General features: G+C 45.7%; 20 protein-coding genes and 1 tRNA gene. 14 read left to right on the top strand and 7 right to left on the bottom strand.

The window, feature by feature from the left end:
• Positions 1-23: 23 nt before the first annotated feature.
• The 7 genes from HP568_RS22970 (at position 24) to HP568_RS22940 (ending at position 5,951) form a co-directional block, all read left to right on the top strand.
• Positions 24-869: an ABC transporter permease gene (locus HP568_RS22970; RefSeq protein ID WP_056496099.1), complete on the top strand. Its 846-nt coding sequence runs from the start codon at positions 24-26 to the stop codon at positions 867-869.
• Complete coding sequence (locus HP568_RS22965) at positions 866-1,654, top strand: ABC transporter permease (RefSeq protein WP_048035504.1); 789 nt, start codon at positions 866-868, stop codon at positions 1,652-1,654. Before HP568_RS22970 ends, HP568_RS22965 begins: the two co-directional genes overlap by 4 nt.
• On the top strand, positions 1,654-2,673 hold the full coding sequence (locus HP568_RS22960; RefSeq protein WP_048035505.1) for an ABC transporter ATP-binding protein: 1,020 nt from the start codon (positions 1,654-1,656) through the stop codon (positions 2,671-2,673). The genes HP568_RS22965 and HP568_RS22960 overlap by 1 nt, the downstream gene beginning before the upstream one ends.
• A complete protein-coding gene (locus HP568_RS22955) occupies positions 2,657-3,457 on the top strand; it encodes a DeoR/GlpR family DNA-binding transcription regulator (protein WP_048035506.1) in 801 nt (266 codons plus the stop codon). The genes HP568_RS22960 and HP568_RS22955 overlap by 17 nt, the downstream gene beginning before the upstream one ends.
• Positions 3,451-4,455 (top strand): histidinol phosphate phosphatase domain-containing protein, encoded by a 1,005-nt coding sequence (locus HP568_RS22950; protein ID WP_173630322.1) that lies wholly within the window; start codon positions 3,451-3,453, stop codon positions 4,453-4,455. The genes HP568_RS22955 and HP568_RS22950 overlap by 7 nt, the downstream gene beginning before the upstream one ends.
• A 148-nt stretch (positions 4,456-4,603) precedes the next feature.
• Positions 4,604-4,680 (top strand) — tRNA-Arg (locus HP568_RS22945).
• Between the two features lie 740 nt (positions 4,681-5,420).
• Complete coding sequence (locus HP568_RS22940) at positions 5,421-5,951, top strand: hypothetical protein (protein ID WP_309142236.1); 531 nt, start codon at positions 5,421-5,423, stop codon at positions 5,949-5,951.
• A gap of 519 nt (positions 5,952-6,470) precedes the next feature.
• On the opposite strand, the gene HP568_RS22935 is transcribed toward HP568_RS22940, so the two are convergent.
• Positions 6,471-6,896 carry a DUF7832 domain-containing protein gene (locus HP568_RS22935; protein WP_173630321.1) on the bottom strand — a complete coding sequence of 142 codons (426 nt, stop codon included), beginning with the start codon at positions 6,894-6,896 and terminating at the stop codon, positions 6,471-6,473.
• Between the two features lie 187 nt (positions 6,897-7,083).
• Between HP568_RS22935 and HP568_RS22930 the strand changes: the two genes are divergently transcribed.
• Positions 7,084-8,715 (top strand): hypothetical protein, encoded by a 1,632-nt coding sequence (locus HP568_RS22930; protein ID WP_254551428.1) that lies wholly within the window; start codon positions 7,084-7,086, stop codon positions 8,713-8,715.
• A 60-nt stretch (positions 8,716-8,775) separates the two neighbouring features.
• Here HP568_RS22930 and HP568_RS22925 read toward each other — a convergent pair whose 3' ends face one another.
• Positions 8,776-9,354 (bottom strand): hypothetical protein, encoded by a 579-nt coding sequence (locus tag HP568_RS22925; RefSeq protein ID WP_173630320.1) that lies wholly within the window; start codon positions 9,352-9,354, stop codon positions 8,776-8,778.
• A gap of 101 nt (positions 9,355-9,455) precedes the next feature.
• On the opposite strand from HP568_RS22925, the gene HP568_RS22920 reads away from it, so the two are divergent.
• A complete protein-coding gene (locus HP568_RS22920) occupies positions 9,456-9,863 on the top strand; it encodes a RidA family protein (protein WP_173630319.1) in 408 nt (135 codons plus the stop codon).
• A 140-nt stretch (positions 9,864-10,003) separates the two neighbouring features.
• Entirely contained in the window at positions 10,004-11,185 is a 1,182-nt protein-coding gene (locus tag HP568_RS22915) for a NupC/NupG family nucleoside CNT transporter (protein WP_173630318.1), read from the top strand.
• A gap of 70 nt (positions 11,186-11,255) precedes the next feature.
• On the opposite strand, the gene HP568_RS22910 is transcribed toward HP568_RS22915, so the two are convergent.
• A complete protein-coding gene (locus tag HP568_RS22910) occupies positions 11,256-11,432 on the bottom strand; it encodes a hypothetical protein (RefSeq protein WP_007719793.1) in 177 nt (58 codons plus the stop codon).
• Between the two features lie 93 nt (positions 11,433-11,525).
• Here HP568_RS22910 and HP568_RS22905 point away from each other — a divergent pair, with 93 nt between their 5' ends.
• Positions 11,526-12,134 (top strand): hypothetical protein, encoded by a 609-nt coding sequence (locus HP568_RS22905; protein ID WP_173630317.1) that lies wholly within the window; start codon positions 11,526-11,528, stop codon positions 12,132-12,134.
• 68 nt (positions 12,135-12,202) lie between these two features.
• Here HP568_RS22905 and HP568_RS22900 read toward each other — a convergent pair whose 3' ends face one another.
• A complete protein-coding gene (locus HP568_RS22900; RefSeq protein ID WP_048035520.1) occupies positions 12,203-12,613 on the bottom strand; it encodes a DoxX family protein in 411 nt (136 codons plus the stop codon).
• A 197-nt stretch (positions 12,614-12,810) separates the two neighbouring features.
• Here HP568_RS22900 and HP568_RS22895 point away from each other — a divergent pair, with 197 nt between their 5' ends.
• Entirely contained in the window at positions 12,811-13,158 is a 348-nt protein-coding gene (locus HP568_RS22895; protein ID WP_048035521.1) for a winged helix-turn-helix transcriptional regulator, read from the top strand.
• 103 nt (positions 13,159-13,261) lie between these two features.
• On the opposite strand, the gene HP568_RS22890 is transcribed toward HP568_RS22895, so the two are convergent.
• The gene (locus HP568_RS22890; RefSeq protein WP_048035522.1) at positions 13,262-13,618 is read right to left on the bottom strand and encodes a helix-turn-helix domain-containing protein; all 357 of its coding nucleotides are present in this window, start codon (positions 13,616-13,618) and stop codon (positions 13,262-13,264) included.
• Between the two features lie 166 nt (positions 13,619-13,784).
• Here HP568_RS22890 and HP568_RS22885 point away from each other — a divergent pair, with 166 nt between their 5' ends.
• Positions 13,785-13,997, top strand: a complete 213-nt coding sequence (locus tag HP568_RS22885) for a helix-turn-helix domain-containing protein (protein ID WP_047074382.1) — start codon at positions 13,785-13,787, stop codon at positions 13,995-13,997.
• A 22-nt stretch (positions 13,998-14,019) separates the two neighbouring features.
• On the top strand, positions 14,020-14,271 hold the full coding sequence (locus tag HP568_RS22880; protein WP_048035523.1) for a hypothetical protein: 252 nt from the start codon (positions 14,020-14,022) through the stop codon (positions 14,269-14,271).
• A gap of 18 nt (positions 14,272-14,289) precedes the next feature.
• Here HP568_RS22880 and nagE read toward each other — a convergent pair whose 3' ends face one another.
• The gene (nagE, locus tag HP568_RS22875; RefSeq protein ID WP_173630316.1) at positions 14,290-15,729 is read right to left on the bottom strand and encodes an N-acetylglucosamine-specific PTS transporter subunit IIBC; all 1,440 of its coding nucleotides are present in this window, start codon (positions 15,727-15,729) and stop codon (positions 14,290-14,292) included.
• A 152-nt stretch (positions 15,730-15,881) separates the two neighbouring features.
• Entirely contained in the window at positions 15,882-17,594 is a 1,713-nt protein-coding gene (gene ptsP, locus HP568_RS22870; protein WP_173630315.1) for a phosphoenolpyruvate--protein phosphotransferase, read from the bottom strand.
• Positions 17,595-17,627 lie beyond the last annotated feature (33 nt).

Genomic DNA, 17,627 nt, shown 5'->3' with positions numbered 1-17,627 from the left:
CCTCTAAGAAAGGAGCTTTTGCGATGAAACGATTTGTCAGTATGTTTTGGATCACGACGATTCCGTTCTTTGCAATGATCGCTCTGTTTCTTCTCGTCCCGTTGCTTTCCATGATTGGAGGAAGCTTTCAGGCCGAGGGAGGCGGCGGTTTTACCATGAGTCACTATCGTGAGATTTTTTCAAATCCATATTACTTGCAGGCTTTTGAGAACAGCGTGCTCATCTCGTTCCTGTCTGCTCTCATTGGAATCGTCGTTGCTGTTTTCGCTGCCTATGCGATTACCCGTTTCCCTCAGTCTCTGCAACAGCGAGTGCTTGTCATTACCAATCTAACCTCCAATTTTGCAGGGATTCCGCTCGCTTTTGCCTTCATTGTCCTGTTGGGAAACAGTGGATTGTTTGTTTTGCTCGCGAAGCAACTGGGGATTGATTTTGGACAGTCCTTTACTCTGTATTCGTGGAGCGGCTTGACGCTTGTCTATATTTATTTTCAACTGCCCCTGGCGGTAATGCTTTTGTATCCCCTGTACAACGCCATTCAGAAGCAATGGATGGAAGCGGCCGAGCTACTTGGGGCAAGTCCATGGAAGTTTTGGCTGAGAATCGGTTTTCCGGTACTGCTTCCAGGCATCGTCGGTACATTCAGCATTCTGTTTGCCAATGCAATGGGTGCCTATGCTTCTGCTTACGCGCTCACCGGGAGCAACTACAATCTGGTGCCCATTCGGATTGGTGCGCTAGTATCTGGTGACATTTTTGCCAGACCCGAGCTGGGTAGCGCTCTCGCTGTACTGCTTGGCCTGACGCTTGCCGCCGCCCTCCTCGTGAACGAGTGGCTGACGCGGAAGATTCGGAGGGATTTGTCTTGAAGCGGATCAGTTTGCCATCCTTGTCGTTTGCGTTAGTCATGCTGTATTTGTTTTTGCCTGTAGCGGCTACCATCCTGTACTCATTGGCAACCGAGTGGAACAGCACGGTTTTGCCGGAAGGACTCACAGGAAAATGGTTCGCGGAGCTGTATGCTGATCCCCGATTCTTGCAGGCATTCGGGCGTTCTTTTCTGCTCAGCTTTCTGACGACTGTCGTTGCCGTCGTCGTTATTGTTCCTGCTGTATTCTCCATTATCGTCTACGCTCCCCGGATGGAGAGGCTGGTTCAGATTTTGGTGATGCTGACCTATGCCGTTCCGGGTGTCATTATGGCGGTCGGATTGATCCGTACTTATTCAGGAAACGGGATTCCAATGGTCATCATCACCGCCGGGGCGTATCTAGTCGGATTGCTTCCGTATCTTTATCAGGGAACGCGCAACAGCCTGCTTGCCATGCAGGCACGTTCGTTGATGGAGGCAGCCGAGCTATTGGGTGCGAGCCACTGGCAGGCATTCGTACGGATTATCGTTCCGAATATCATGTCTGGAATTTTCGTGTCCTCACTCTTGTCGTTTTCCATTTTGTTCGGTGAATTCGTATTGATTAACATCCTCGTGGGAGGAAGATACGAAACCCTGCAGATGTATCTGTACGCCAAGCTATCGTCAAGTGGACATGTCGCCAGCGCGATTACGGTCACTTATTTTGTCCTGATGGCTATTATCACTGGCCTGGTTGTAAAATTCACGCGCCGAAGCTTCGCACGCAAGGAGGTCCCCTGATGAGTTACGTCCAAATCGAACACTTGTCCAAAACCTTTCACGGTCAACACGTGCTGCAGCAACTTGATCTTGCGATTGAAAAAGGCGAGCTGGTTACCTTGCTTGGCCCTAGCGGATGTGGCAAAAGCACGCTGTTACGCATCCTCAGTGGTTTGACGGCTCCTGATACGGGTACGATCTACATTGACGGAAAAGATGTAACGGACGTGTCGCCAAAAGACAGGCAGATCGGCATGGTGTTCCAATCGTATGCGCTTTTCCCCAATCTTACGGTCAGTCAAAACATTGCCTTTGGCCTGGAAATGAACAAAATCTCGAAAACGGAGATTCGGCTGCGTGTCCAGGAAATGATTGAGCTGGTGGGATTGGTGGGAAAGGAGCAGGCTTACCCGCGTGAATTGTCTGGCGGTCAGCAGCAGCGTGTGGCACTCGCCCGTTCTCTGGTCACCCGGCCAAAAGTGCTTCTGCTGGATGAGCCGCTTAGTGCGCTTGATGCCCAGATTCGTAAAAATTTGCAAAAGCAGCTACGCACCATTCAACGTGAGTTAAACATGACGACTGTGCTGGTTACTCACGATCAGGAAGAAGCCATGGCTGTCAGTGACCGCATCTACATCATGAATGGCGGACGGATCGTTCAGCACGGCAGTCCTCAAGAGATTTACACGCAACCTCGTTCTGAATTTGTTGCTCGCTTCATTGGCAATTACAACGTGCTGACTGCCGAGCAACTTAACCGAATCACGCCAAAACTGTCTCATCCGGCAGTTGAACGTTTCGCAATCCGTCCTGAGACGTTTCGCGAACAGCCTTTGGATGGGGAGGACATCTGTTTGACCGGGAATATCGCTCAGGTAACCATGCTCGGCAACATTACCCGTTACGAGCTGAACATAGGTGATGTTCCTGTACTGGTGGACACTCTTCACCTGTCCTTCGAGCAGGAGCAGATAGGCACAACAAAAACATTGTATGTAAGTCCCAAGGATGTGATTCCGCTTTATGACACTATTGCCTGAAGAACGACAGCAAGTGATTCTCGACGAATTGAACCGCCACGGTAAAATTCAGGTGATGAGTCTGGCAAAAAACCTGGCAGTAACACCGGAGACAATACGACGTGATCTGGACCAGTTGGAACAGCAACGTTTGTTAAAGCGAGTGTACGGAGGAGCCATCCCTTATCATTTGGCGAAACGCGAACCGCACTTTGAAAAGAAACAGGCGATCCAACAGACCGCAAAAACGAAAATCGGGCAAATCGCGGCAGAACTTTTGTCTGACGGGGATACCATCGCGCTCGATGTCGGGACGACAACACTGGAATTGGCACGCGCTATAAAGGGTCTCAACCAATTAACGATTGTCACGAATTCGCTTCCCGCTGCTTCTTTACTAAACGAGCTGTTGGAAGCCAATCAATTCAACGGTCAGGTCATTATGCTGGGGGGGCTGACCCATCCGGCCCAAAAATCGGTTGCCGGGGCGTTTACCTGCGAGCTACTCTCTCGTTTTCATTTTGATAAAGCTTTTATTTCCTGTGGAGGAATGACGGCTGATGGCTTCACCGACTATGACATGGAAGAAACGCTGTGCTCGACCATGATGGTACAGCGGGCGGAGCAAGTCTATGTATTAGGAGATACATCGAAGATCGGCCAAACGCAATTTTTTCGTATTTGCGGCTGGCAGGATGTCAGCGCGGTTGTTTGTGACCAGCCGATGCCGGATGAATGGCTATCGTCTGGCATGCAAACTACCTGGATAAGCGAACATCCGGAAAGGAGAGACTTCACATGCTGATCGACTATCATTTTCATCTGGAAGAAGGGCCTTTTTCATTGCGTTGGCTCGACCGTACCAATGTGGCCCTCGACCACTTTTATCCGTTGACTGAACCTCGACATACCCGTGCTTGGCTGCTGAATAGTCTTGCGCGATTAAATAACCGCATGTCATTGGGGGCATACGACCCGTCCTGGATCGATCTGTATTTACGTGAAGCGTTAAACAAAGGCTTGAAGGAAGTGGGGATTGTCGATCATTTATACCGCTTTCGTGAAGCGCGTCCCTACTTTGAACGGTATATGGAGCTGGGCGACACCGATTTGGGGCGCTTGCAGCGAACGTGGCTTGATCAAGTATGCACCGAGAGCCTCAGTGACTTTTGTGTCGCCATTGAGGCAGCAAAGCAGCGTTGGTCGGCAAGCGGCGTGGAGTTGCGGTTGGGTATTGAAGCAGATTACTTTATCGGCGGGGAAGCAGAATTGGAGGGCTTGCTCGCAGGCACTTCGTGGGATTATGTGATCGGCTCCGTTCATTTTTTGCAAGGATGGGGCTTTGACAATCCCGAGACTCGTCAATTGTTTGAGCAACATGACCTAAAACAGTTATACGCGGACTTTTTCCACACGGTTGAATCCATGATCAGGAGCAACTTGTTTGATTTTGTTGCCCATCTGGACAATCTGAAAGTGTTCTCCTATCGCCCAGAGGAATCGGAGCTTGTCCCCTATTACCACCGAATCGCAACTGCTTTGAAAGAAACGGATACCGCGACCGAAATCAATGCGGGTCTGTACTACCGCTATCCCGTTCAGGAAATGTGCCCCAGTCCCGCTTTCCTCGACGTTTTGGTGGCACATGGTGTTCCACTGACACTTTCGTCCGACGCCCACTTTCCCGACGATATTGGGAGATACGTGGCACAGAATCTGGAAAACCTCTATTCATTGGGGGTAACGGAGATTGCTACTTTTTCCAGTCGTCAACGGATCATGAAGCCAATCTGTTATGCTTAACTGTGAAAAGCCGCATGTTTTGAGCAAAATATTATTTGAGATGCAAAAAACCTTGGGATGCCAAGGTTTTTTTGTTATCTACACATCCGACTTGTATTTGCCGAAAAATGGATAAACACATATAATAAGAAAGTAGGTGATCATACTTGTCCCCGTAGCTCAGCAGGATAGAGCAACGGTTTCCTAAACTGTAGGTCGGAGGTTCGAATCCTCTCGGGGACGCCATAAAAAGCAAAAAACCTTGATGTATCGAGGTTTTTTGCTTTTTATCTTTTGACTTTGAAATGAAAGAAGAATATTAAAATTGTGTGATAAAAACATGAGAAGGTTTATTCTTTTGTTAAAGTATAGGAGAGTTTAATTGCTTCACAATACGAAGGCGTGTTTATGGCAGACTAAAAATGTAGGGATATAATTTACCGTGTAGGGTAAGTATCTACAACTGAAAAATGGAAAATCCACAAAAAAGTAAAGGCGTGATCATTATGTCTTTTAATAATGTGCAGTCTTGGATAATTACTGTTTGTTTCGTGGTAATAGCGTTCAGTTCAGCTTATATAGCAATCAGAATAGATAAGATAATTGAGCGCTTGGCAACTATTGCTGAATTTATTAGTATTACAGGAGGTAGTTAAATTGACGGAAGAATTAAACTTTGACTATAAGGATAGTCAGTCGATTGACTAGAATTACCATTGTTATAACTTAACTTGAAACAATATAGATTACAGCCGCCACCTTACTTATAGAAAGGCGGGGCTTATTTGCAGTTCAGTTTGGGGCACTTGTTGGGGAATCATAAAATGTTGGGAGTCGGAAGTTCGAATCCTCTCGGGGACGCCATCGAAGAAAAAGCCTTGGCGTATCAAGGTTTTTTCTTTTTTTGTTGAGATGTGTAGCATGCTTGAAATGTATAACGTATATCAAATGACGAACGAAAAAAGGGGGGATTTCTTTTGAAAAAAGTGATTGTAGGATGTATGGCTATGGCCTTCGCTATTTTCTTCAGCGGTTGCAGCTCAGATGCGGTTGTACAAAATCAGACAGCCTCGCCATCTGCAAAAGAAGTAACGAAGACCACCACAGAACCGAAACAATCGATCGACAACTCTACAAGCTATAACCAAATCGCAAGCTATATGCAAGAAGAGAGCAACAAAGCTTTCTCCCCCTACTATGAGCTGCTGGAGTTTACCCTGTCGGATTATGAAGAGAAAACAGTAGACGGAAAAGTGGAAGCGACATTCGGGTATCAAGTGAAGTACAAAAACTTTGAGAAAGACCCTGACACCGTGGACTACATCAAAGCTGCAAAAGAAAAGAAAGATCCCAACTACCAACAGCTGTATGATGAATATTTGCAGCCCAAGGATATGAGCTTTCATTTGAAAGCTGTAGTTGAAGATGCGGGTTCTATAACGCTTTACACCAATGTGAGTCCAAAAGGAATCCAGTGGGAGAAGGCAGTCATGTCTGATTTCATCCTGAAGAAATAATGAAGATGACAAACACAAAAAGAACGTTCACTTTAAATAGGAGTGGACGTTCTTTGTTTAAGATAATTTGGAGAGGCGTCTAGCACGTAAATAGCAAATTCTAAGAATCACTATACTACTAATAAATCCAGTGATCGTAATGATTGTATGGTATTCATGGTAGCCTTTGATTAAGGATTCAACCATTGAAAAGCCCCAAAGAAAAGAAGGGATAACAAGGAAATAAAACAAGGTTGTGTTAGATGTAACTTTTACATAGAGCAGGACTACAATTGTGGAGACAAGTAATGTTAGAACCATATTTTGCATTTCATCCGAAGAAATGGACATAGGAATATCACTGGAAAGTAGCATCTTGTAGAGCCAAAGAATCATGAACCAAATAGCAATGGCACCGTTAGCACAAAATATAAAAAGTTTTTTCATGTTTTCCCCTTAGATAGACATGTCATGAGAAATTACGTCTGCTACTCGGAATTTACGCCAATTTGGTAGGAAGGACCGCGTACTCACGCGGTCTTATTCATTTCTCTCGCACCAGTACTCGTACTCGTTGTCGATCCAATCTTTTATATGATCGTAATTCTCCCAAGTATCTTCCACGTGATACACACTTGGCTCGCAATCAAACGCTTCTAGATAATGATAGCGATACTCCCCCGTATCGAAATCGAAGTAAAACATCGCGAACTGGTTTCCTTTTTCATTCAGCATGTCTTTTGCAAATACTCCACCCGTCTTCTCATAAACTTCAGGACCCGTAATCTTCCTTTGTTTAAAATCAGCAATCAGGTTTTCGAAACTCTTTTGAAAATCCCCGCTAACCATATCATGTTCAATCAACCAGCCGATGAAAAAGCCTGTATGTACGTATGCCTGTTTTTGCGGAAGATCCTCTTCAAAGTTTTCGTAATGATATTTCGCTTTATCGTATACCGTTGTCACTAGTGAATCCTCTCTTTCAATTTTCCTATTTTCCAAAAATTATACAGGAAAGATGTAATCGTAAAAAGCCAAAAGAGGATGAAGAAGGAAGGTTAGGAATTTTGTAGCATTGCCATGAAGTGAAGTGGTAGTATTTAACTGTTATATAGAGAGAACCATTGGTTGGTTCATAGAGGGGTCATATTTCATGCGGAAATTGCTTGCCTATTTTCTTAGCACTGTCATGATTAGTCTAGTAATCCTTCCTGTAGAGCTTGCGTCATCTCGAAGCTCAAGTTCATCTAGTTCCAGTAGTTCAGGCAGAAGTTCAGGATCATCGAGTACAAGCTCATATTCGTCCGGCAAAAGTTCAGGCTCATCGAGTACAAGCTCATATTCGTCCGGCAGAAGCTCAGGCTCATCCTCCTCAAGCAAAAGCTCAGGCTCGTCCAGCAGAAGCTCATATTCTTCAGGAAAAAGCTCAGGCTCATCCAGCAAAAGTTCAAGCTCGTCGATAAAAAGCGCAAAGCCTTCAAGCGGTTTCAAATCATCCAAGCCGGTTAAAATCAAAAAGCATGACGATGACGACGATGATGAAGAAAACGTGGAAGAAGAGGCTAGCCAAGAAGAGGAAACGACCGAAGAAGCCGTAGCGGAAGAGGAAAGAATCAAGCGGAACGAACTCTTAATACAAATCGATGGTGGTATTGGACCATACCATTTACAACCGAATCAATTTTATCATACGACCATATGGGGTGACCCAACTCATAATGGTTCTCTATACTTTACCGTACATAATAACGGGCAGTTAGAAGAGGTAGATGAGACTGAGCTAGGTGGGGCAACAGTATTCAACATCCCATACAATTTCGATCCAACACCATTTGAAAAAGAGTATTATCTTCATAGCTTACCAACCAATCAAATTTATTTGACATCCTTTCAATATATGCAAATATATTTGTTTTTACGCTCGGATGGCACGATTCAATGGCTCCCTAAATACGAAGCCTTAGAGAAAAACCTCCCCATCATCGATGCAGAAGAAGTACTGCTGTCAGAGCAGACACTGGAAATGCATAGCAACGAAATGGCCTTGCATAATTTCCCGAAAAACAAAGTGTATCGGAAGAATATCAATAGGATTCCGAGGTATTTTCTGTTCAATAATGAAGAAAATGTTCAGTTAGTAGGGAAAAATGAAAGTAAGAACTATGAAGTTTTGGAATATGACCAAATGATTGATCCGACTTCTCCTGATCTTATGGGAGAGATCAAAGAAAAAATCCAGGATTCAGGTGTCCCGACTGGATACATATACCAGATGACAGTAAACAATGCCCTGCGCAATTTTATCTATTATGGAAGCGGCTCGGTTGGGTTTGTAAAGAACCTGTCGTCTGTTAAAGAAAATTATAAGGTTCTTGATTTTGAACAGGTTGTCCAAAAGATGCGGGAAGAAAAAAAGGAGGAAGAAAAAAGGCAATCGATCTGGAAGCTGTATTTGATTACAGCCGGTACGATTATGTTCGGCATTTTTCCTTTATCTTATTGGATTATGAATAGAAAAAGAAAGAAGAAGAAGCAACTCCCTAACAAGATCATTACGAAAAATACGAAAAGTACGAGAAAGAAAAAGAATGTAGTGCCTGTAAAGCCTGTAAAGCCAGAAAGAACACCGATTCAACAGCCCCTTCCGAAAAAGAAAGAAATAAGAGTAGAAGAAAAAAAGAAGTATGACGGCGGACTGTTTCAGCAATTTGAAGCCGCAAAGAAAAAAGAACAGCCAAAAAGCTCTGGAAGCGGGCTGTTTGATCAATTTAATTCCTCCAAATAGAAACCAGTAAAAAGCAAAACCCGTTTTCAGGCTAGCTGGAGACGGGTTATTCATTCCATTCTATAGCGTATACTCACTTAAAATAAACTGCGGGTCTAACAAATACTCGACGGGATATATATCATTTCTTCTTGTTAATAACGCCTTCACTAACCCAAGTTGATACTCTCCCGTTACTTCAATGATCAAGTATGCATCCTGCTTCTCATTCAGAGGATAAATCACATTGCTCGAATCAAACACTTTGTGATCCATATCTAATGTAGCTAGGTGATAAGGTTGGCCTTTCCACTCTGTGCGATAAACCACAAACGCTTTATTTTCTAACAAGTGAACCAGCTTGTCTTTGGTTAAATTGAGTTCAATCCCCGTCATATAACCCTGCTTATCGAGATCGTTCTGGTACTCCTCATCGATCTCATCGCCAACCGCCTTCTTATACGTTTTCGTGGATAACCGCATGTCATCCAACAGCTTTCCCCTGTTGAAATCAACGACTAACGGAATGTACAACAAGGAAGGATCGACATAACGGCTAATATGGTTATTCTTCTCCTTTTGATAATCTATGATTTCCTTATCGGGTTGCTGTAAATAAATATAGCCCATGTTGCAGTAAGCATCACATGTAATAATCATGAGGCTTTCCTCTCTTTCTTTGAGAACTGAAGAATGGTCAGAATTTTTCGGGTATGATAGAATGGTTTACCAACAAATGTGAATCGGAGGGAGCATGTCAGATGCAAAATGATAAGCGGATCAACTTCATTAACCCTGAAACAATGCCACCTACGTTTGGCTACACTCATGCGGTGGAGGTTCGGAACGCACGGACGATTTATGTATCGGGTCAGGTGGCTCTCAACAGGGAAGGCCAAGTGGTCGGCACAGGCGACTTAGCGGCACAGACAAAACAAGTCTTTGAAAATATCCAATTCGCGTTAGAAGCGTCAGGGGTCAGCTTTGATCATGTAGTGAAATTGACTTTTTTCGTAACCGACATCTCCAAGATGCACATTGTCCGTGAAATTCGAGATCAGTACGTGAATACAGAAACGCCGCCAGCGAGTTCTGCCGTTGAAGTGAGCAAGCTCATCAGGGACGAGCTGTTGATTGAGATTGAGGCCATCGCTGTTGCAGATATATAGTTGTCGCATCCCCCTTCTGTTCGATTATTCATCGTTCAGGAGGGTTTTTTTGTACTCTTTTGGGAAGATTATGGAGCGAGATAAGCGGATCGGCAATGGTACGTGTCGGCTCTAAATCTTTTGCTATTGGAGTTGGTTGCATGAATTATATCATCGCAGGTATTGGTTTGATCACGGTATTTTTGCTTGCTTGGCTGGCAAGTAGCAATAAAGATCACATTCGGTATCGTCCTATCCTCATTATGATTCTGATTCAGATCGTGTTTGGCTTGCTGTTGTTGCGAACCAATATTGGACTCATTTTAATATCTGGCATTGCCAGCAGTTTTTCTGTACTCCTGGGGTATGCTTACGAAGGGATTAATTTTGTTTTCGGTGGCATTGCGAATCCGGGTGCTATGCCATTTTTCTTACAAGTCTTGCTGCCCATTGTGTTCGTATCTGCACTGATCGGCATTCTGCAGTACACGAGAATCCTCCCATTATTTATTCGGTATGTAGGACTCGTATTGAGCAAAGTGAATGGCATGGGAAAATTGGAGTCGTATAATGCGATTGCTTCGGCGATCGTCGGGCAGTCCGAAGTATTTATTACCGTAAAAAAACAGCTCGGTGCCATACCCGAAAACAGGCTGTATACTCTGTGCGCCTCTGCGATGTCCACCGTGTCTATGTCGATAGTAGGTTCCTTCATGACCATGCTCAAACCCGAGTATGTAGTAGCTGCACTGGTACTCAACTTATTTGGTGGATTTATCATTGCTTCCATTATTACGCCGTATGAAGTGAAGCCGGAAGATGACTTGCTCGATCAAGAAAAAGAAGAGAGACAGGCCTTCTTTGAAATGCTCGGGGAGTATATTCTGGATGGATTTAAAGTAGCCGTGGTCGTTGCCGCGATGCTGCTCGGATTTATTGCACTTATTGCAATGGTGAACGGGTTATTCAGTGCAGTATTCGGTATCTCGTTCCAAGCGTTGTTAGGGTATGTCTTTGCGCCCCTCGCCTTTCTTATGGGAATTCCTTGGCATGAAGCTGTACAAGCAGGAAGTATCATGGCTACTAAAATAGTGGCGAATGAGTTTGTCGCCATACTCGACTTTACGAAGATTCAAGGTCAGTTAAGTGAAAGAACCGTTGCCATCGTGTCTGTGTTTTTGATCTCGTTTGCGAACTTTGGCTCTATCGGGACGATTGTTGGCGCGGTAAAAGGCTTGAATGAAAGGCAAGGAAATGTCGTCGCCCGGTTTGGACTGAAGCTGTTGTATGGGGCAACGCTCGTCAGCATTTTGTCAGGAATTATCATCAGCATTGTTGTGTGAAGGGGACCCTTTTTGGGGTCTTTTTTTATTAGGTCCGGCTTCGTAACCAAATGATGGGAAGTTGCGTCTATCAATTGAGATATTCGTCTTTGTTTCTCGGATCGTATCCTTCATCAAAGGAATGGGAATCACGGTTGTTACGCTCTATGAGGACTCTCTGCTTCCGGCGCTTGGCAATCCAATCGATGATGGCTCCAATCAGCAAAAGACCTCCGAAAATAAGTACGACGAGTAACCAGAGTGGCATTCAACCAACACCTCACTTTTACTAAAAGATACGTCTTATCAGTGGCGAAGTTGCGATGAAACCATTCAAGAGGAAGAAAAGGAGCGAATTCGGATGAGAAAATGGGTGTGTATGACCGTTATGGCAGGCTTGATTGTAGGAGGCTGTTCACCTGACACGAATGTATCAACAGATACAAAACCACAGCCCGTAACCGAGGAGAAGCAAGAAGCGGGAAATAGCGGTGGCGACCAAAAGCAAGAGAAGAAAACCTCTGACGTGCGTCAAATTATTCTGGATGAGCAGTTTTTGAAGCTGCTCGCCAAAAACGAAATAAGTGGCTTCGATATCCATATCGGGATGAAGCGGGATGAGGTTTCTGCGCTATACGGCAAGGTAACGAAACAAGATTATTGGGATGGCGGACGCTATGAAATCTTTGAGAAGCTAGAGAGTGCGCTCATTTATTTTGATGGGCAAGATCGCGTGTATGGAATTGATTTGGCCGGTCTTCATCTAAATGAAACAAATTTGGACACAATCCGTAAAAATCTGGGGGCGCCTGTCAGTGAAGAGAAGAGCATGGCCGATGAGGATTATGTCATGTTTTTTGAAGCGGGAGATAACTCCGTATTTATTAGTGCAAAGGACGAGAAATCACCAGCAGACAAAATAAGAATCATCAATAAAAAAATGATCGAGGAATCGCCACAAAAAGAATAAAAAAAGCCAAGTCAGAAGGCTCTCAAATGTGACCTTCAGGCTTGGCTTTTATATGTGTAACAATAGAATTACTCAACCGATCTTTTTCCAAACAGGATAGCGTCCAGCGCGAACTTGGAGCTGCCGCTGATACCAAGAGCAACCAACATCGCAAGCAAGGCCAGATCCAATTCATAACCAGCTCCACCTTCACCGCCCAGGAAGCCGGCAGCGAGCTTGGCTTTAAAGATCGCACCAAGCATGATAACAGACAACGCACCTGCGAACACGCGAGTACCCAGACCGAGAATCAAGGCAATACCACCTACTACCTCCAAGAAGGCTACGAGATAAGCTATGAATGCAGGGAGTCCCATGGTTCCGAAGAAACCAGCGACATTCTCCAGCCCCATTTGAAATTTAGCCACTCCGTGAATGGCAAAAGTAAGTCCAGCAATCACACGTAGAATAAGTGCGCTCCATTCAAAACGATTAGACATGTATGAATCCCTCCGAAAATTTAAATGCGTAACAAAGTTACTTTTTGTTAGTAAGTATACAATAATAAATTCCTAAGTCAAGTGATTCAATAAAATCCCAACAGTTGGCAAGTGTAATTTTCAAGGTCGATTCACATCATTGGTTTTGATGGATTGAACAAAGAGCGGTATACTGGAGGGAGAATGAGGTGATACCTATGAAACAGTCTACCCTCTGTCCAAAGTTCGAAAAAGGTATGCAGTTGTTGGGGAAGCGATGGACAGGTCTAATCCTATACCAGTTGTTGTCGGGACCACAGCGATTCTGTGCATTGGAAGGGGCCCTGCCAGTAAGCGGAAGGCTACTTTCTGAGCGTTTGAAGGATTTGGAGAAGGAAGGACTCGTGCATCGGCAGGTGTTTACTGATTCTGCTCCTGTCCGCGTAGAGTATTCCTTAACGGAGATGGGGAAAGCTCTGACTCCAGTGCTCAAAGGAATTGAGTCTTGGTCGCAGAGCTGGATCGAGTTGAATGCAGATGAACTGGCTAACGACAGCGAAGAATAACACAGCCTATATAAAAAAGCATCAGGAGAGTATGCCTGACGCTTGCCACGATGAAAACCCCTGGAGACAGGGGTTTTTCTGTTATTCGTTAATCTTCAAATCCTCAAGAAGGGTCTTCGTTCTTTTCCTGTAAAGCCTTCCACTTTAAAAATTCAATATGGCGCTTGACCTCAACCAGCTCGTCCTCTGTCAGGCCATCGACATCTAGGAAGGTCGCCGGTGTTTCCCGGACAGAACCGCGTTTCCAAGATGGTTCATCCGTGCGCCCGTGGAGAAAATCGGTGGATACTTCAAATAAATCTGCGACTTTGGAAATCAGATGAAAATCGACGCCTTTCTTTTCGCCTGACTCGATTCGCGAAAGTACCGTATTATGTATACCCAGCTTTTCAGCTAATTGAAGTTGTGACCATTGTTTTTGTTCGCGCAGCCATTTTATTCGTTGACCAACTATGGACATCGTGAGACCACCTTTATCGTTTTGGCAATTCCATTCTAACAATTTTCCAAAACGGAAAAAACAAGATTGCTAATATGACAAAATCTGTATTGACTTTGCTAAAATTGAAAGGATATGATGTAACTATAAATATTTGCCATTTTTGCAAATCAGGAGGGGATAACTGGTGGAACGACTCAACCTCCCGTTTATCGCGCAACGACGTAATGAGTGCAAGCTGACCTTGCAAGAAATGGCGGAAGCACTCGGATTTCGAAATGCTTCGACATACTTGAAGTACGAGAAGGGAGAATATGACTTCAAGGCTAATCATCTGCCAGTGTTAGCGAAAAAACTCCGGTGTAACATGCTTGATCTTTTTATCAGGATGATTTGCTGATTTAGCAAAAGGGGTGGGAGGCTTGAATGCTTGGGAGGCAAATAGAAGGCAACTGGAAATCTGGAGAAAAACCGTCGCTTACGAAATTGAAATGATGGCGCCACAGAGTATGCCAGCTTGCGAGGGATTTCTCGAGCGCTTGGTCATCTTTGAAAAGGAGTTGGAAAACAACGCGCGATGCCCATATAGTACGACACATGATGGGAATGATGCCGGGTCGCGTCCGTTGCCCATTCAGGAAACAGAAAAAAGCCCGGTACGGACTTCACCGTGACCGGGCATTCTTTGTATGTTACAGCTTGCTGATTTCTTCTTTTAACAGCTCCGAATGGGTTCCGAAGACGACTTGCACGCTTCCTTGACCCAGTCGCATAACACCTGCTGCACCGAGGTCCTTCAAGGCTTTGTCGTTGACCTTCTTGTCGTCCTTCAAGACGAGACGCAAACGAGTGATGCAAGCGTCTACGCTAACGATATTTTCTTTTCCACCAATATGAGTAAGTACTTGAATTGCTTTATCCTGCATCGAATTGTTCCTTCCCGTAGTTGTAGCTGTCATATCCTCGTCATCTTCACGTCCTGGCGTCTTGAGGTTCAGCTTCACGATCATGAAACGGAACAGGACGTAGTAGACCGCGGAAAATGCGAGACCAATCGGGATGATCATCCAGGCATTCGTTGAGAGATGGTAGTTGATACCGTAATCGATCAGACCCGCTGAGAATCCAAAGCCGTGCTTGATACCCAGAGAGGTTACGATATATCCGGACACACCCGTCAATATCGCGTGAACAAAATACAGGAGTGGAGCAGCGAACATGAACGCAAATTCAACTACCTCGGTAATCCCGGTCAGGAACGAAGCGAGAGCTGCACCAATAAACATAGAAGCAACTACTTTGCGTTTTTCAGGACGCGCTGAGTGAATAATAGCGAAAGCCGCTCCAGGAAGTGCGAACATCATGATTGGATAGAAACCAGTCATAAACATACCTGCTGATGGGTCTCCCGCAAAGAAACGGTGCAAGTCGCCGTGTACCACTTTTCCTGTTGCATCGGTAAAGTCACCGATTTGGAACCAGGCAATCGCATTGAGTACGTGGTGCAGACCAAATGGAACGAGCAATCGGTTGAAGAATCCGAACAGGAAAGAACCTGTTGCGCCGAGACCTACGATCCAAGAGCCCAATGAGTCGAGGGCAATCTGGATCGGCCCCCAAATGATCCCGAAAATCAAGCCGACGACAACCATGGAAAGAGAAGTGATGATCGGGACGAAGCGTTTTCCACCAAAGAAGCCTAGCCATTCTGGCAGCTTGATCGAATGGTAGCGGTTGTAGAAAAACGCTGCAATACCACCTGCCATAATACCACCGATGACACCCATGTTCAGTTTTAAATCGTCCGCGATGAAAGGCATGGCAGCAGGAACAGCCGCAAGCACTTTCGTCAATACGACGTAGGCAATGACAGCGGCCAAAGCAGCAACAGCATCTCCAGCCAAGCCAATGGCAACACCGACAGCAAAGATTAATGCCAGGTTGTCAAAAATGGCTGCACCGCCAGCAGCCAAAAGCGGAGCGATGTACGAGTCCATGAATGCACCAAAGGCGCCGAGATTGAGGTCCTTCTCGAATTTGAGAAGACCAAAGCTTTGCAAAATCGCTGCGGCTGGCAACGTTGCGACCGGGAGCATGAGGGCTCTCCCAATCTTTTGCAGAAAAGCGAGCATAGGATAAAACCTCCTTGGAATGGAATGAATTTATCAGGGAAGCCGCTCTCCGGATGAATGGCAAAATGATGAGGGCACAAGGAATAAGCCGGAGAGAGACCATTCTGATCGATATGTTGGAAGCGCTTTCACTACTCAGGCGACAAAACCTTTTATAAGGCTTTGTCTTTCAAATATTGAACGACCTCGTCTACAGTAGAGAGTGTAAGGACGTGTTTGGCCAGTTGCTTCGCGTCCTCTACGCTGGTGGAGCGGATACGTTCTTTGACTTTTGGCATGACCGAAGCGGCACCGCTGAACTCATCGAGCCCCAATCCGAGCAAGAGCTTGGTTGCCAACGGATCTCCCGCCATTTCCCCACACAGCCCGGTCCAAATGCCCGCCCGATGGGAAGCCTCAATGACTTGGGAAATCAATCGTAATACGGCTGGATGGTAGTAGCTGTACAGCTCGGCGATATTGGCATTCATCCGGTCTACTGCCAGCGTATATTGAACGAGATCATTGGTGCCGATGCTGAAAAAGTCTACCTCTTTCGCAAACGCATCTGCTTGCAGGCAAGCACCTGGAATCTCCATCATCATGCCTACCGCGATCTTCTCGTCAAAAGCGATTCCTTCAGCCCGCAGCTCTGCTTTCGCTTGTTCCAGCAAGCGTTTGGCTTCACGCAACTGCTCCAGATGGGAAATCATCGGGAACATGATCAGCAGGCGACCAAATGCACTGGCACGCAAGAGAGCGCGTAATTGCACCAGGAACAATTCCGGTCTGGCTAACGAGATGCGCATTGCGCGGAAGCCAAGGAACGGGTTTTCCTCCTGTGGAAGTGCGAGTGCTGGCAAATGCTTGTCGCCGCCAACGTCCAAAGTACGAATGATGACTGGTTTGTCGCCAAAAGCAGCGGCTACGTGCTTATATGCAGCGAATTGTTCGTTCTCATCGGGAAGAGTACTGCGATCCATAAACAAAAACTCGGAGCGGAACAACCCGATTCCTTCTACACCAGAGGCGATCAGTGCATCAGATTCTTCTGGCACAGCCATGTTTGCCATCAGGTGAACGCGGTGGCCATCGGTTGTTTCGGCAGGCAGTTCCTTAATGGCTTCGTACAATTGACGTTCTTTTTCTTCCTGTGCGGCTTTTTCCTGATAGGTAGCCAGTGTATCCGCATCAGGCGAAACAATTAACTGTCCAGAGGTTCCGTCGATGATCAGCAAACTTCCGGAGTCTACTTTTTCCATCAAGGTATCGCCTGCACCCATGACAGCGGGAATTCCGAGAGAGCGTGCCAATATGGCTGCATGAGAGGTAGCGCCGCCTTTTGCCGTGACAATTCCCCGTACATGCTGGAGTGGAAGCTGAAGCGTCTCGGATGGGGTGACGTCCCATGCAACCAGAATAAACGGCTCTTCCGGGTAAGAGATGACGGTGTCACCGCCCGAAATATTTCGAATCAGACGGCGGCTCACATCACGAATATCATCCGCGCGCTCTTTCATGTAGGCATCGTCCATACTCTCAAAGAGAGCGATGAACTGATCGGCTACTTGCGAGACGGCGGCAGATGCCGCCAGTTGTTGATTTTCGATGAGAGCACTCATCTCCCCGACAAATGCCGGGTCATCCAAAAAGGCGATATGAGCAGAGAGGATGGCCGCTTTTTCCGAGCCTAATTGTTCCTCTGTCTGTTCTTTTAGCTTTTCCAGTTGTTCGCGTGCTTGCTCTACGCTCTTGCTAAGTAGTCCTAGCTCCTGAGTCGTATCCACTGAAGTGGTGGACTCTGCCTGCGTAATGGCTGTTTCGTGTGTGAGGCGTAAAACAGGGGCTATCGAAATGCCAGCGGAAACCGGGATTCCTTTTAACATACATCCTTCACCTTCCTGTTCGTCGTTTACACG

This window comes from Brevibacillus sp. MS2.2 (genome assembly GCF_013284345.1).
Lineage (GTDB): Bacteria > Bacillota > Bacilli > Brevibacillales > Brevibacillaceae > Brevibacillus > Brevibacillus brevis_C.
This window is presented reverse-complemented; position numbering and strand designations above follow the sequence as displayed.

Coding starts and splice junctions, on each gene's coding strand:
- HP568_RS22890 (WP_048035522.1), bottom strand. CDS start 13,618: ATGTCCATAGTTGGTCAACGAATAAAATGGCTGCGCGAACAAAAACAA.
- HP568_RS22960 (WP_048035505.1), top strand. CDS start 1,654: ATGAGTTACGTCCAAATCGAACACTTGTCCAAAACCTTTCACGGTCAA.
- nagE (WP_173630316.1), bottom strand. CDS start 15,729: ATGCTCGCTTTTCTGCAAAAGATTGGGAGAGCCCTCATGCTCCCGGTC.
- HP568_RS22955 (WP_048035506.1), top strand. CDS start 2,657: ATGACACTATTGCCTGAAGAACGACAGCAAGTGATTCTCGACGAATTG.
- HP568_RS22910 (WP_007719793.1), bottom strand. CDS start 11,432: ATGCCACTCTGGTTACTCGTCGTACTTATTTTCGGAGGTCTTTTGCTG.
- HP568_RS22900 (WP_048035520.1), bottom strand. CDS start 12,613: ATGTCTAATCGTTTTGAATGGAGCGCACTTATTCTACGTGTGATTGCT.
- HP568_RS22915 (WP_173630318.1), top strand. CDS start 10,004: ATGAATTATATCATCGCAGGTATTGGTTTGATCACGGTATTTTTGCTT.
- HP568_RS22950 (WP_173630322.1), top strand. CDS start 3,451: ATGCTGATCGACTATCATTTTCATCTGGAAGAAGGGCCTTTTTCATTG.
- HP568_RS22905 (WP_173630317.1), top strand. CDS start 11,526: ATGAGAAAATGGGTGTGTATGACCGTTATGGCAGGCTTGATTGTAGGA.
- ptsP (WP_173630315.1), bottom strand. CDS start 17,594: ATGTTAAAAGGAATCCCGGTTTCCGCTGGCATTTCGATAGCCCCTGTT.
- HP568_RS22895 (WP_048035521.1), top strand. CDS start 12,811: ATGAAACAGTCTACCCTCTGTCCAAAGTTCGAAAAAGGTATGCAGTTG.
- HP568_RS22930 (WP_254551428.1), top strand. CDS start 7,084: ATGCGGAAATTGCTTGCCTATTTTCTTAGCACTGTCATGATTAGTCTA.
- HP568_RS22920 (WP_173630319.1), top strand. CDS start 9,456: ATGCAAAATGATAAGCGGATCAACTTCATTAACCCTGAAACAATGCCA.
- HP568_RS22970 (WP_056496099.1), top strand. CDS start 24: ATGAAACGATTTGTCAGTATGTTTTGGATCACGACGATTCCGTTCTTT.
- HP568_RS22925 (WP_173630320.1), bottom strand. CDS start 9,354: ATGATTATTACATGTGATGCTTACTGCAACATGGGCTATATTTATTTA.